Source organism: Pseudomonas sp. C9-3, from assembly GCF_032392015.1.
In the GTDB taxonomy this organism is placed as follows: Bacteria; Pseudomonadota; Gammaproteobacteria; order Pseudomonadales; family Pseudomonadaceae; genus Pseudomonas; species Pseudomonas nitroreducens.
The window spans coordinates 5,611,703-5,624,401 of the sequence record NZ_CP135919.1 but is presented as its reverse complement, the minus strand read 5'-3'; the positions used below and the strand labels follow the sequence as shown (position 1 = coordinate 5,624,401).

General features: G+C 66.3%; 12 protein-coding genes. 6 read left to right on the top strand and 6 right to left on the bottom strand.

Annotated elements, in window-relative coordinates:
• Nucleotides 1-49 precede the first annotated feature (49 nt).
• The 3 genes from RS899_RS25785 (at nucleotide 50) to RS899_RS25775 (ending at nucleotide 2,210) form a co-directional block, all read left to right on the top strand.
• Nucleotides 50-1,204: an NAD(P)/FAD-dependent oxidoreductase gene (locus RS899_RS25785; protein WP_054910049.1), complete on the top strand. Its 1,155-nt coding sequence runs from the start codon at nucleotides 50-52 to the stop codon at nucleotides 1,202-1,204.
• A 196-nt stretch (nucleotides 1,205-1,400) separates the two neighbouring features.
• The gene (locus tag RS899_RS25780) at nucleotides 1,401-1,673 is read left to right on the top strand and encodes an HU family DNA-binding protein (protein ID WP_017520695.1); all 273 of its coding nucleotides are present in this window, start codon (nucleotides 1,401-1,403) and stop codon (nucleotides 1,671-1,673) included.
• A 135-nt stretch (nucleotides 1,674-1,808) separates the two neighbouring features.
• On the top strand, nucleotides 1,809-2,210 hold the full coding sequence (locus RS899_RS25775) for a hypothetical protein (RefSeq protein ID WP_024762049.1): 402 nt from the start codon (nucleotides 1,809-1,811) through the stop codon (nucleotides 2,208-2,210).
• A 150-nt stretch (nucleotides 2,211-2,360) separates the two neighbouring features.
• On the opposite strand, the gene RS899_RS25770 is transcribed toward RS899_RS25775, so the two are convergent.
• From RS899_RS25770 to RS899_RS25760, 3 genes are all read right to left on the bottom strand, one after another.
• Nucleotides 2,361-3,767 (bottom strand): aminoacyl-tRNA deacylase and HDOD domain-containing protein, encoded by a 1,407-nt coding sequence (locus tag RS899_RS25770; protein ID WP_054910051.1) that lies wholly within the window; start codon nucleotides 3,765-3,767, stop codon nucleotides 2,361-2,363.
• Nucleotides 3,768-3,858: 91 nt separating this feature from the next.
• A complete protein-coding gene (gene recG, locus RS899_RS25765; RefSeq protein WP_054910052.1) occupies nucleotides 3,859-5,934 on the bottom strand; it encodes an ATP-dependent DNA helicase RecG in 2,076 nt (691 codons plus the stop codon).
• Nucleotides 5,931-6,863, bottom strand: coding sequence for a hydrogen peroxide-inducible genes activator (locus tag RS899_RS25760; protein WP_037016754.1), 933 nt, complete (start codon nucleotides 6,861-6,863; stop codon nucleotides 5,931-5,933). The genes recG and RS899_RS25760 overlap by 4 nt, the downstream gene beginning before the upstream one ends.
• A gap of 95 nt (nucleotides 6,864-6,958) precedes the next feature.
• Between RS899_RS25760 and RS899_RS25755 the strand changes: the two genes are divergently transcribed.
• The 3 genes from RS899_RS25755 to RS899_RS25745 all read left to right on the top strand — a co-directional run bounded on the left by RS899_RS25755 (nucleotide 6,959) and on the right by RS899_RS25745 (nucleotide 9,318).
• Nucleotides 6,959-7,828, top strand: coding sequence for an NAD-dependent epimerase/dehydratase family protein (locus RS899_RS25755; RefSeq protein ID WP_054910053.1), 870 nt, complete (start codon nucleotides 6,959-6,961; stop codon nucleotides 7,826-7,828).
• Nucleotides 7,828-8,628, top strand: coding sequence for a helix-turn-helix transcriptional regulator (locus RS899_RS25750; RefSeq protein ID WP_054910054.1), 801 nt, complete (start codon nucleotides 7,828-7,830; stop codon nucleotides 8,626-8,628). The genes RS899_RS25755 and RS899_RS25750 overlap by 1 nt, the downstream gene beginning before the upstream one ends.
• A gap of 66 nt (nucleotides 8,629-8,694) precedes the next feature.
• Complete coding sequence (locus RS899_RS25745; RefSeq protein WP_054910055.1) at nucleotides 8,695-9,318, top strand: LysE family translocator; 624 nt, start codon at nucleotides 8,695-8,697, stop codon at nucleotides 9,316-9,318.
• A gap of 25 nt (nucleotides 9,319-9,343) precedes the next feature.
• Here RS899_RS25745 and RS899_RS25740 read toward each other — a convergent pair whose 3' ends face one another.
• Genes RS899_RS25740 through spoT form a run of 3 tightly spaced genes read right to left on the bottom strand, consistent with a single transcriptional unit; the run spans nucleotide 9,344 to nucleotide 12,648 of the window.
• On the bottom strand, nucleotides 9,344-10,078 hold the full coding sequence (locus tag RS899_RS25740; protein ID WP_054910056.1) for a hypothetical protein: 735 nt from the start codon (nucleotides 10,076-10,078) through the stop codon (nucleotides 9,344-9,346).
• Between the two features lie 60 nt (nucleotides 10,079-10,138).
• The gene (locus tag RS899_RS25735) at nucleotides 10,139-10,519 is read right to left on the bottom strand and encodes a RidA family protein (RefSeq protein ID WP_024762056.1); all 381 of its coding nucleotides are present in this window, start codon (nucleotides 10,517-10,519) and stop codon (nucleotides 10,139-10,141) included.
• Nucleotides 10,520-10,539: 20 nt separating this feature from the next.
• The gene (gene spoT, locus RS899_RS25730; protein WP_054910057.1) at nucleotides 10,540-12,648 is read right to left on the bottom strand and encodes a bifunctional GTP diphosphokinase/guanosine-3',5'-bis pyrophosphate 3'-pyrophosphohydrolase; all 2,109 of its coding nucleotides are present in this window, start codon (nucleotides 12,646-12,648) and stop codon (nucleotides 10,540-10,542) included.
• Nucleotides 12,649-12,699: the final 51 nt, after the last annotated feature.

The window sequence follows — 12,699 nt, the reverse complement described above, 5'->3', positions numbered from 1 at the left end:
CCGCCGTGCCGTCTTTACGAAGTGCCGTCTTTTGGAAATGGAGAGAACAATGAGCGAAAACGCACCGCTGGTGATCATCGGCACCGGCCTGGCCGGCTACAACCTGGCTCGCGAGTGGCGCAAGCTGGACAGCGAGACGCCGCTGCTGCTGATCACTGCCGATGACGGCCGCTCCTACTCCAAGCCGATGCTCTCCACCGGCTTCTCCAAGGACAAGGATGCCGATGGCCTGGCCATGGCCGAAGCGGGCGCCATGGCCGACCAGCTCAAGGCGCGCATTCTCACCCACACCCGTGTCACCGGCATCGATCCGGGCCACCGGCGTATCTGGATCGGCGAAGAAGAAGTCGAGTACCGCGACCTGGTGCTGGCCTGGGGCGCCGAAACCATCCGCGTGCCGGTCGAGGGCGATGCCCAGGAGCTGATTTTCCCGATCAATGACCTTGAGGACTATGCGCGCTTCCGCGCGGCTGCCGCCGGCAAGCGCCGCGTGTTGCTGCTGGGCGCCGGCCTGATCGGCTGCGAATTCGCCAACGACCTGTCCAGCGGCGGCTACCAGCTCGACGTGGTGGCGCCGTGCGAGCAGGTCATGCCCGGCCTGCTCCACCCGGCTGCCGCCCAGGCTGTGCAGCAGGGGCTGGAAGGCCTCGGCGTGCGCTTCCACCTCGGCCCGGTGCTGAACAGCCTCGTGCGCTCGGGAGATGCCCTGGAGGCGCATCTTTCCGATGGCCAGGTGATCCCCTGTGACCTGGTGGTTTCTGCCGTGGGCCTGCGCCCGCGCATTGATCTGGCCGCTGCCGCGGGCCTGGATATCAACCGTGGCGTCATGGTCAACCGCGAGCTGCGCACCTCCCACGCCAATATCTACGCCCTGGGCGACTGCGCCGAGGTCGATGGCCTCAACCTGCTGTACGTGATGCCGTTGATGTCCTGCGCCCGCGCGCTGGCCCAGACCCTGGCCGGCAAGCCGACGCCGGTGACCTACGGTGCCATGCCCGTGACGGTGAAGACGCCGGTGTGCCCGCTGGTGGTGTCGCCGCCCCCGCGCGGAAGCGAGGGCGAATGGCAGGTGGAAGGCTCTGGCCCGGACCTCAAAGTCCTGTGCCGGGATACCGCCGGTCGATTGCTCGGTTACGCCCTTACCGGCGCCGCCGTGAGCGAAAAACTCTCTTTGAACAAGGAGTTGCCGGCCCTGTTGGCGTGACAGGCGCCGTCTATGGCGTTTTTGCCTTGGGAAACTGCTCGCAAATTGTCAGACGATACTGGCGTACCAGCTTTCGGCGTGCCATTCTCCCCCCGTCTGCCGCAGCCTAGAGCCTGTACGGCAAGGCTGCGGTGCCTTGGGCGCTGTTGGGAAGACAGCACGGACACAACAACAACAAACCGTCAAAGAGGCATTTATGCGTAAACCAGAACTCGCCGCCGCGATCGCCGAGAAGGCCGACCTCACCAAAGAACAAGCCAACAAGGTGCTGAACGCGCTGCTGGATGAAATCACTGGCGCGCTCAACCGCAAGGACAGCGTTACCCTTGTCGGTTTCGGTACCTTCGTTCAGCGCCACCGTGGCGCCCGTACCGGCAAGAACCCGCAGACCGGCCAACCGGTCAAGATCAAAGCCAGCAATACCGTTGCCTTCAAGCCGGGCAAGGCGCTGAAAGACGCAGTCAACTGATCGTCTCAAGCCCGGAGCCAGAGCGGCTCCGGGTTGCCTTCTACGGTTACATAATCCCTCCAAAAGACCGGATGTAGTCCGTTTTGAAACTGGCTACAATGCGCAGACTTTTGTCTCGAACGTCGAGGTTTGTGCATGAAATTCCGTCTTCTCCTGTGGATGCTCGGTCGCCTGATGGCCAAGGCCAGCCGCGAAAACCCGGCATTCCAGAAGCAGCTCGAAGGCAAGGACCTGGTGTTCCAGCTCCACACCCTCGACGGCAAGGTCGCCCGCCACTACATCGTCAAGGACCTCAAGGTCAGCGCTCGCCGCGGCACGCACCCCAGCCCTGCCTTCGCACTGGGTTTCAAGGACGGCGCCTACGGCTTCGCCACCATGACCTCGAAGAACCCGCAGTTGGCGTTCATGCAGGGCATCCAGAACAAGGACATCCAGATCCAGGGCAACCCCGGCCTGGTGATCTGGTTCCAGGGCCTGGTGAAGTACCTGAAGCCGAAGAAGAAGGCCGCGCCGGCCAGCGACAAGAAAGCGGCCTGAACCGGCCACAAAAAAGCCCTCTTGAGAGGGCTTTTCTATGGGTGCAGATAACGGCTTTTAGCAGGCGCGAGCTTGCTCGCGAACCGGAACCGCTCGGTGCTCTTGGGTTCGCGAGCAAGCTCGCTCCTACAAGAGAAAGCGCAGCTTCGCTCAGTGGCCGGGGTTGAACTGGCTGGCCAACTCGCGCAGTACCGCTTCAGCGTCGAGCACCTTGCGCACAGCGTCTTCGGCCTTTTCACGCGGGATATCCAGGCGATCCAGCAGGTCCTGCGGGATATCGGTCTCCGGGCCGCTGCCGATGCCGTGGTTGCGCAGCAGGCGGGTCGCCAGGCACACCAGGTTGGCGTAGGCCGAGCAGTCGCCGGCATAGGACGGATCGTGCTGGAAGCGCAGCGCGGTGTAGATCTCTTCCGGCATGTCCCAGGTGCGCATCAGCCAGGCGCCGATCTGCTCGCGGGTGATGCCCAGCAGGTGCTGCTCGACGAGGTTGTGCTCGACGTGCGGGTTCACTTCCAGGTGCCGGCAGATCAGCGAGAAATGCGGCGGGAAGATATGCGCCAGGACCAGGTAGCCGATGCTGTGCAGCAGGCCGCCGAGGTAGGTCAGGCCGGCTTCCGGGCGTTCGGCGCGCGGCACGGCGCGGGTCAGGCCCTCGATCACCGCAGCGGTGTAGATCGCCTGGTGCCAGTAGGGCGTGGCGTGCTGCGGCTGGTCCTTGGGCAGGCTCAGGGTCTTGCCCAGGGCCAGGCCCAGGGCCAGGTTGATCACCAGGTCGAAGCCCAGCACGCGGACGATGGCGTCTTCCACCGAGCGGATCTTGCCGGGTGCGGCGTAGTAGGGCGAGGCGGCCCAACTGACCACCTGCGCGGCGAGTGCCGGGTCGGTTTCCACCACGCCGGTGATGTCGTCCACCGTGGCATTGGGATCGACGCGCAGCTTGATGATCTTCTGCGCGGTTTCCGGCAGCGGCGGGATCTCGATGGTTTCTTCCAGGCGCTGCTGGATGCGGCGGGCGGTGAACGCCTGCACGGCCTGGGTGATTTCCTTGCGGTCGTCGTCCGGGCGGTCGAGGTTCGGCCGGATCGAGTCCAGCAGTACGCCGAAGCGCGCCGCGCTGGCTTTCTCCAGCAGGCTGCGGAAGGACGCCGTGGGAATCTCCAGCAGGGTGCCCGGCGTGCCGGATTCGATCAGCAACTGGGGCTCCTGCAGCAGGCGCTCGTCATACAGGCACGGCGAACTGGTCAGCGGCGGCAATGCCGGCAGGCGACCGAGCTGGTGCTTGCCGAGCATGCGCTCCAGGCGATCCGGCTTGACCGCCACCAGCTTGCGCCCGGTGAGTTCGGCGAGGCGATTGAGGTCCAGCAGTTGGCTCTGCGGGAACAGCACCAGCAGGGTGCCGACCGCATCTTCCAGCAGGCTGGCCTGCACCCGACGCGCAGCGGGAAGCGTGGTGGCGTCGCTCACCTCGCGAGAGGGAATGCCCAGCTTGGCGAGCAGCTGCAGGATGACCTCGGGGGCCTGCGAGGAGTCGGATGGGGCGCGTGCGGCATCGCTCATGAATGTGATCCGGTTATCAACGGCTGGGTCGGAGTATAACCACGCAGTCAGCGTGACCGAGCGGTCAACTGACCGATGAGAGTGAAATACATCACACTTGTCCGTATTGCTGCCCGTGTCGCAGCCAGCGTGCCAGCAATGGGCTGACCGATTGCGGCCAGTGTGCCAGTAGGGCTTGAGCGGCATCGCGTACCGCTGGCAGCAGGTCGGCGTCGCGCATCAGGTCGGCGACCTTGAATTGCAGCAGGCCGGTCTGGCGGGTGCCGAGCATTTCGCCGGGGCCGCGCAGCTCCAGGTCCTTCTCGGCGATGACGAAGCCGTCGCAGGTTTCGCGCATGATCCCCAGGCGCTCGCGGCCGATCTGCGACAGCGGCGGGTGGTAGAGCAGCACGCAGTGGCTCGCCGCGCTGCCCCGGCCGACGCGGCCGCGCAGCTGGTGCAGCTGGGCCAGGCCCAGGCGCTCGGGGTTCTCGATGATCATCAGGCTGGCGTTGGGCACGTCCACGCCGACCTCGATCACCGTGGTCGCTACCAGCAGCTGCAGCATGCCTTCCTTGAAGGCTTCCATGACCACGGCCTTGTCCGCCGGCTTCATACGGCCGTGGATCAGGCCCACGCGCAGTTCGCCCAGCGCCGAGGAGAGTTCCTCGTAGGTGGTTTCCGCAGCCTGGCAGGTCAGCTCTTCGGATTCTTCGATCAGCGTGCAGACCCAGTAGGCCTGACGGCCTTCAGCGCAGGCGGCACGAACGCGCTCGATCACTTCGATGCGGCGGCTGTCGGCCACCAGCACGGTGTTAACCGGCGTACGGCCGGGCGGCAGCTCGTCGAGGATCGAGGTGTCCAGGTCGGCGTAGGCGCTCATCGCCAGGGTTCGTGGGATGGGCGTGGCGGTCATGATCAGCTGGTGCGGGCAGAGCCGGCCGTCCACGCCTTTCTGGCGCAGGGCGAGGCGCTGCTGCACGCCGAAGCGGTGCTGCTCGTCGATGATCACCAGGGCCAGGCGCTTGAACTTCACTTCGTCCTGGAACAGCGCGTGGGTGCCGACGATCATCGGTGCGCCGCCGGCAATCTGTTCCAGCGCGCTGGCGCGGGCCTTGCCCTTGAGCTTGCCGGCCAGCCAGGCGACCTCGATACCCAGCGGCTGCAACCACTTGGTGAAGTTGAGGAAGTGCTGCTCGGCGAGGATCTCGGTGGGCGCCATCAGCGCCACCTGGTAGCCGGCCTCCAGCGCCTGCAGGGCGGCTAGGGCGGCGACCACGGTCTTGCCAGCACCCACGTCGCCTTGTACCAGGCGCAGCATTGGCTCGGGCTGGGCGAGGTCGTAGGCGATCTCCGCACCGACCCGCTGCTGTGCGCCGGTGGGCTTGAAGCCGAGGTTCTTCAGGTACAGCGCCGGCAGTCGCTTGGCCGGTGGCAGCTGAGGCGCGGCCTGGGAGCGCACGCTCTCGCGCAGGCGTTGCAGCGACAGCTGGTGGGTCAGCAGTTCCTCGAAGGCCAGGCGGTGCTGGGCCCAGTGGCGGCCTTCGGCGAGTTCTTCCAGGTCGGCGTCGGGCGGCGGCCGATGCAGGTAGCGGATGGCTTCGTCCAGCGGGCCCAGGCGGTAGTCGCGGGCCAGCTCCGCCGGCAGCCAGTCCGGCAGGCTCGACGGGCCGAGACGCGCCAGGGTCTGCTCGCTCAGCTGGCGCAGGCGCTGCTGGGTAAGGCCTTCGGTGGTCGGGTAGATCGGTGTCAGCGTCTGCTCCACCGGCGCCGCGGCGGCGTCGGTGAGCGAGCGGTATTCGGGGTGGTAGATCTCCAGGCCCGATGCGCCGGGGCGTGCCTCGCCGTAGCAGCGCAGGTGCGTGCCGCGCTTGAGGTTTTCCTTCTGCGCCTGGCTGAAGTGATAGAAGCGCAGGCTCAGCGTGCCGGTGCCGTCCTGCAGGCGCACCAGCAGGCTGCGGCGCTTGCCCATCACCACGTCGGCGCCGGAGACCACGCCTTCGACCACGGCATCCTGCCCTGGGCGCAGCGCGCCAATGGGAGTGATGCGGGTACGGTCCTGGTAGCGCAGCGGCAGGTGGAAGAGGATGTCCTGGAGGTTCTCCAGGCCGACCTTCGCCAGCTTTTCCTCCAGCGCGGCGCCGACGCCCTTGAGCGCGGTGACCGGGACGTTAGACAGATCGGTCATGCCGGCTCGGCTTCACCCTTGACGGTCGGCTTGGCGACCGAACAGAGGCGGATCGAGTCGGCCAGCACCTCGATGGCGCGCGGCCGCGGGAAGCTGGCGCGCCAGGCGATGGCGACGGTACGGAAGGGCACCGGCGCGCTGAACGGACGCACTTCCAGCACGCCCGGTGCGTAGTGGTGGCTGTCCACGGCGGAGAACGGCAGCACCGACACGCCCAGGCCGGAGGCGACCATGTGGCGGATGGTTTCCAGCGAGGAGGATTCCACGGTGGTGTGCTTGTTCTCGCTGCCCTTGTGGGTCGTCGGGCAGGCTTCGAGCACCTGGTCGCGGAAGCAGTGGCCTTCGCCGAGCAGCAGCAGGCTCTTGTCGTTGAGCAGCTCCGGGTCGATGGTCTTCTTCGCGGTCCATTGATGGTCCGCCGGCATCAGCACGTAGAACGGCTCGTCGAACAGCTGCAGGGTCAGCACGTCGGCTTCCTGGAACGGCAGGGCGATGATGATCGCGTCCAGCTCGCCGGTGCGCAGCTTGTCGCGCAGGATGTGGGTGAAGTTTTCCTCGATGTACAGCGGCATCTGCGGAGCGACCCGGTGCAGCTGCGGGATCAGGTGCGGGAACAGGTACGGGCCGATGGTGTAGATGGCGCCGACCTTGAGCGGCGAGGTCAGCTGGTTCTTGCCGGCCTGAGCCAGTTCGCGGATGCCCTGGGCCTGCTCCAGCACCTTCTGCGCCTGCGCCACGATGCCTTCGCCGACCGGGGTCAGGCGCACCGCACTCTTGCTGCGCTCGAAGATCAGCACGCCGAGCTCGTCTTCCAGCTTCTTCACGCCCACCGACAGGGTCGGCTGGCTGACATGGCAGCGCTCTGCGGCGCGGCCGAAGTGTTGCTCCTGGGCAAGCGTGACGATGTAGCGCAGTTCGGTCAGGGTCATGGCGACTAAATCCGTTGAGGTGGCCCAAGCATAGCGGCTGCACCGCCGCGAACCAACCGCGCTAAACTGCCGAGCTTTGATTCGCGGAGCCAAGCATGAGCAAGAGCACCTTCCCGAGCCTGATGATCGTCGGTTGCGGCGATGTCGGCAGCCGCCTGGGGCGTCAACTGGCCGCGCAGGACTGGCGCGTCCATGGCCTGCGTCGCAACGTCGCCGCGCTGCCGCTGGAAGTGCTGCCGGTGGCAGGTGACCTGGCCCAGCTCGAATGCCCCGATACCTGGCCCGTCGGCAGCCTGGATTACCTGGTGTACTGCGCCGCCGCGACCCAGCATGACGAGGCTGGTTATCGTGCCGCGTACGTCGAAGGCCTGCGCAATACCCTCGGCTGGCTCAAGCAGCGCGGGCAGACGCCCAAGCGCCTGCTGTTCGTTTCCAGCAGCGGCGTGTACGCCCAGCGCAATGGCGAGTGGATCGACGAGACCTCGCCGGCCGAGGCCGAAAGCTATTCCGGCAGCGTGATGCTCGAAGCGGAGCAGGTGGCGCTGCAGAGCGGCATTCCCGCCAGCGTCGTGCGCCTCACCGGCATCTACGGCCCCGGCCGCGAGTGGCTGCTCAAACAGGTGCGCGAGGGCTACCGCGTAGCCAGCGAGCCGCCGCTCTACGCCAACCGCATTCACGCCGAGGATTGTGCCGGCCTGCTGGCGCATCTGCTGGAAGCCGATCGCCAAGGTGTTGCGCTGGAAGACTGCTATCTCGGCGTCGACAACGACCCCGCTGCATTGCATGACGTGGTCGCCTGGTTGCGTGAGCACCTCGGCGTGACCCACTGGGCCGACGAGCAGACCGTGCGCCGCGCCGGCAGCAAGCGCTGCAGCAATGCTCGCGCCCGTGCGCTGGGCTGGGAGCCGCGTTACCCGAGCTTCCGCGAAGGCTACGCGGCGATTCTCGCGGGCCAGCAGGACTGATGGACGCCAACCGGCTGCTGGCGCGCTCCTGGTTGCCGGGGGTGGAGTTGTTTCACGCGGACTTCTCCGGCCAGCCGTTCGGGCGCCACAGCCACGATGCCTTCGCCATCGGCGCCATCCTGCAGGGCGCCGGCGGCTACCAGTGCCGTGGCGCGCATCATGTGCTGCCGGCCGGCACGCTGTCGCTGATGAATCCGGAGGAGCCGCATACCGGCAACGCCGAGTCCGAACGGCTGGTCTACCGCATGCTCTACATTGAGGAGTCGCGGCTGCTGCCGCTGCTGGGGCGCAAGCAGTTGCCGCGCGGCTTCCAGGCGCTCAATCCACCAGACGACGGGCAAGTCGCGGACGCGCTGCACCGCGTGGCAGCCGAGTTCGAACGCAACGATGCACTGGCGCTGGAGAGCGAGTTGCTGGCGCTGCTGGAGCTGGTGTTCATCCGCCATGGTGGGATGCGTCCGAATGCGGCGGTATCGCGGGATGGCAGCGTCACCGCGCAGCTGCGCGACTACCTGGAAGCGCATTACCGTGAGGCCGTCACTCTGGAAGACCTCGCCGCCCTGTTGCAGCGCCACCCGCGTCATCTGATCGAAGCCTTCCGCAACGCCTACGGCGTACCGCCGCACACCTACCTGCTGCAACGGCGCATCCGCGAGGCCAAGCGTCTGTTGGTGTCCGGCGAGAAGCCGCTGGACGTCGCATTGTCGCTGGGCTTCTACGACCAGGCGCATTTTTCCGGCACCTTCCGCCGCTTTACCGGCGTCACTCCCGGACGTTTCCTGCGCGCCACGCGGACCTGAGTTTCTTCCAAGACGGCTCGATACGGGGCCTTCCAGACTGCGCGACATCGCATCCGGGAGATCGCCATGTTCGCCGCCTTCGCGCTGGTCGCCAGTACCCACTTCGCCGCTCTGCTGTCGCCGGGGCCGGATTTCTTCCTGCTGATCCGTGCTGCGCTTTTGCGCGGCAGGCGCCACGCCGACGGCTGCGCAGCGGGCATCGCCCTGGCCAATCTGGCCAGCATGCTGCTGGTGTTGTTCGTCCTCGGCCTGCTGCCGGAGGTGGCGAGCCATGGGCTGCGTGTCGTGCAGCTGCTGGGTGGTGGGTATTTCGTCTGGCTCGGTGCGCAGGCCCTGCTGGCCCGGCGAGAGCTGGAGATTCCCACGGCCAGCGGCAACCACGAGGCGGGCGGCTTCCTGCGGGGCGTGCGCGAGGGGCTTCTGGCCAGCAGCCTGAATCCCAAGCTGCCGATCTTCTATACCGGACTGTTCGGCGTGCTCGGGCAGTTCCACCTGCCCGCCTGGGCGCTGGGCGCCTGCGTGCTGTGGATGGCCGCGGTGGTACTGCTGTGGGATATGGCGCTGGTGCGCCTGCTGGATCGCCCGCGCTGGCGCGGCTGGCTGAAGCGCCGGGTCACGGCGTTGGACAGGATCTGCGGGGGATTGCTGCTGGCGCTGGGCGGCTGGCTGCTGTGGAGCGGGCTGCGCTGATGCTGTCAGCCCACCCGCTTGCGGATCAGTCGCGCTCCAGGGACCAGACCTTGTTGCCCGGGGCGTACTGCGGCATCTCGTCGGCCTGGGCGCGGTTCACCGCCTCGAACAGCTCCAGCTTGTCGCCGTCGCGTTCGAACAGGTACTCGCGGCCCTGCTGGCCCTGTTGCAGCCAGATGCTGTCGTTGTCGCCGCTCATGGCTGCGCAGTCGCCGGCCAGGCATAGCGCGTAGCGGTCGAAGCCCGGCATGCCTTCGAGGCTGCCGTTGGAGAGGAACTTGACCTTGCTGCCCTTGCCTTCGCCTTCCTCGATGATCCAGGTGCCGTTGAGGTAGGCCGCATACAGCGCGTTCTCGAAGGTGCTGCCGGCCGATACCTGAGCGGCGGGCTGCTCCTTGGGGCGCAGGAAGCGTTGTTCGGGCCAGTTGTCGCTGCCTACCTGCACCAGTTCCTTGCCGTCCAGCTCCAGGGATTCCTGGTTGCTGCCGTAGAACTCGACGCGGTAGTGCTTGGGATCTTCAGCGGTAAGCTGGCCTTCGCCCAGCTCGAAGCCGTTGCTGAAGGTCGCCTGGCTGGTCTTGGTGTCCAGCTTCCATTCCAGGTTCGGGCCGTAGGCCAGCAGCGCCTCGCGCAGCTTGCCACCCTTGCCGGCGGCGTCGATGGCGGCCTGGTTGACCCAGACACCGGAAGGGTCGGACGGGGTGCCGGCGCAGCCGGTAAGCAGGCCGATCAGGGCGCTCAGGATCAGGGCGCGACGCATGTTTGCTCCTTGCAGACAAAGGAACGGGGCCGCTGGGGCCCCGTAGGTGTTTCGTAGCGCTTATTCCAGGACGACGATGGCGTCCATCTCGACCTGGGCACCCTTCGGCAGGGCGGCGACGCCGATGGCGGCGCGGGCCGGGTAGGGCTGGGTGAAGTACTTGCCCATGATCTCGTTGACCTTGGCGAAGTGCGAGAGGTCGGTGAGGAAGATGTTCAGCTTGGCGACGTCGTGCAGGTAGCCGCCGGAAGCCTCGATGACGGCTTTCAGGTTCTCGAAGACCTGGACGGTCTGCTCTTCGAAGCCCTCGACCAGTTCCATGGTTTTCGGGTCCAGCGGGATCTGACCGGAGACATAGACGGTGTTGCCGGCCTTGATGGCCTGGGAGTAGGTACCGATGGCGGCCGGGGCTTTGTCGGTATGGATTACGGTCTTGGTCATGTCGACTCCTTAGGGTGGGATCAGCTGCGCATGCGGGTGATGCGGATCACGCCCTTGAGCGCGCGCAGCTTCTTGATGACGCGGGCCAGGTGCACACGGTCATGCACGCTGACGACGAGCTGGACCACGCTGATGCGACCGTCGCGCTCGTCCATGCTGATCTTCTCGATGTTGCCGTCGGCGGCGTTGACGCTAGTGGCGAGCAGGGCGATCAGGCCGCGCTGGTGCTCCAGTTCGACGCGCAGTTCGACGTTGAATTCGCCGGTGACATCCTTGGCCCAGCTGAGCTGGATGCATTTTTCAGGATTGTGGCGAATCTCGCTGATGTTCCGGCAGTTCTCCAGGTGCACGACCATGCCCTTGCCGGCGGACAGGTGGCCGACGATCGGGTCGCCCGGAATCGGCGTGCAGCACTTGGCGTAGCTGAGCACCAGGCCCTCGGTGCCGCGGATCGCCAGCGGGCCTTCGGCGCTCGGCGCTTCCTCGCCTTCGCTGGACAGCAGGCGACGCGCGACCACGTAGGCCATGCGGTTGCCCAGGCCGATCTCTTCGAGCAGGTCCTCGAAGACTTCCATGCGGTATTCGGTGAGCACGCCCTGGATGCGTTCCTGCGGAATCTTCTCCAGGTGGCTGTCGAAGCCGGCCAGGGTCTTGTTCAGCAGGCGCTCGCCGAGGTTGATCGACTCGGAGCGGCGCTGCAGCTTGAGCGCGTGGCGAATGTGCGTGCGCGCCTTGCCGGTGACCACGAAGTTGAGCCAGGCCGGGTTCGGCCGGGTGCCCGGCGCGGTGACGATCTCCACGGTCGCGCCGCTCTGCAGCGGTTCGGACAGCGGCGCCAGGCGGCGGTTGATACGGCAGGCGATGCAGCTGTTGCCGACGTCGGTGTGCACCGCGTAGGCGAAGTCGACCGCCGTGGAACCCTTGGGCAGCTCCATGATGCGGCCCTTGGGCGTGAAGACGTAGACCTCGTCCGGGAACAGGTCGATCTTCACGTTCTCGATGAATTCCAGCGAGTTGCCCGCGCGCTGCTGCAGTTCGAGGATGCCCTTCACCCACTGGCGGGCGCGGGCATGGGTGCCCTTGGGCGATTCGTCCTCGCTGGACTTGTACAGCCAGTGCGCGGCGATCCCGTGGTTGGCCATCTCTTCCATCTCGCGGGTGCGGATCTGGATCTCGATGGGCACGCCGTGCATGCCGAACAGCGTGGTATGCAACGACTGGTAGCCGTTGGCCTTGGGAATCGCGATGTAGTCCTTGAAGCGACCGGGGAACGGCTTGTACAGGTTGTGCACGGCGCCGAGCACGCGGTAGCAGGTGTCGACCTTGTCGACGATGACGCGGAAGGCGTAGACGTCCATGATCTCGTTGAACGCCTTGCGCTTGCCGCGCATCTTCTTGTAGATGCTGAACAGGTGCTTCTCGCGGCCCAGGACCTGGCCTTCCATGCCTTCGCGGGCGAGGCAATTGACCAGCGATTCCTGGATCTTGCCGACGATCTCGCGGCGGTTGCCGCGGGCTTTCTTCACTGCCTGGCGGATGCGCTCGGAGCGCATCGGGTGCATGGCCTTGAAGCCCAGGTCCTCGAACTCCACGCGCATGCTGTGCATGCCCAGCCGGTTGGCGATGGGCGCGTAGATTTCCAGGGTTTCCTTGGCGATGCGGCGGCGCTTCTCGCCTGACAGCACTTCCAGGGTGCGCATGTTGTGCAGGCGGTCGGCCAGCTTCACCAGGATCACGCGGATATCGCGCGCCATGGCCATGGCCATCTTCTGGAAATTCTCGGCCTGCGCCTCGGCCTTGGACTCGAAGTTCATCTGGGTCAGCTTGCTGACCCCGTCCACCAGTTCCGAGACGGTTTCGCCGAACTGCGCGGTGAGCGCTTCCTTGGCGATGCCGGTGTCCTCGATCACGTCGTGCAGCATGGCCGCCATCAGGCTCTGATGGTCCATGTGCATGTCGGCGAGGATGTTGGCGACGGCGAGCGGATGCGTGACGTAGGCTTCGCCGCTGCGGCGGCGCTGCCCGTCATGGGCCTGCTCGGCGTAGTAGTAGGCGCGGCGAACCAGGTTGACCTGATCCGGGCCCAGATAGCTCGATAGCCGGTCGGCGAAGGCATCTATGCTCGGCATGGGTTCACCCCCTGCCGAGCAGTGCGTCGTGGCGCGCCGATTCGTCGGCCG

Coding starts and splice junctions, on each gene's coding strand:
- recG (WP_054910052.1), bottom strand. CDS start 5,934: ATGACCGATCTGTCTAACGTCCCGGTCACCGCGCTCAAGGGCGTCGGC.
- RS899_RS25740 (WP_054910056.1), bottom strand. CDS start 10,078: ATGCGTCGCGCCCTGATCCTGAGCGCCCTGATCGGCCTGCTTACCGGC.
- RS899_RS25760 (WP_037016754.1), bottom strand. CDS start 6,863: ATGACCCTGACCGAACTGCGCTACATCGTCACGCTTGCCCAGGAGCAA.
- RS899_RS25785 (WP_054910049.1), top strand. CDS start 50: ATGAGCGAAAACGCACCGCTGGTGATCATCGGCACCGGCCTGGCCGGC.
- RS899_RS25755 (WP_054910053.1), top strand. CDS start 6,959: ATGAGCAAGAGCACCTTCCCGAGCCTGATGATCGTCGGTTGCGGCGAT.
- RS899_RS25780 (WP_017520695.1), top strand. CDS start 1,401: ATGCGTAAACCAGAACTCGCCGCCGCGATCGCCGAGAAGGCCGACCTC.
- RS899_RS25775 (WP_024762049.1), top strand. CDS start 1,809: ATGAAATTCCGTCTTCTCCTGTGGATGCTCGGTCGCCTGATGGCCAAG.
- RS899_RS25770 (WP_054910051.1), bottom strand. CDS start 3,767: ATGAGCGATGCCGCACGCGCCCCATCCGACTCCTCGCAGGCCCCCGAG.
- RS899_RS25745 (WP_054910055.1), top strand. CDS start 8,695: ATGTTCGCCGCCTTCGCGCTGGTCGCCAGTACCCACTTCGCCGCTCTG.
- RS899_RS25735 (WP_024762056.1), bottom strand. CDS start 10,519: ATGACCAAGACCGTAATCCATACCGACAAAGCCCCGGCCGCCATCGGT.
- spoT (WP_054910057.1), bottom strand. CDS start 12,648: ATGCCGAGCATAGATGCCTTCGCCGACCGGCTATCGAGCTATCTGGGC.
- RS899_RS25750 (WP_054910054.1), top strand. CDS start 7,828: ATGGACGCCAACCGGCTGCTGGCGCGCTCCTGGTTGCCGGGGGTGGAG.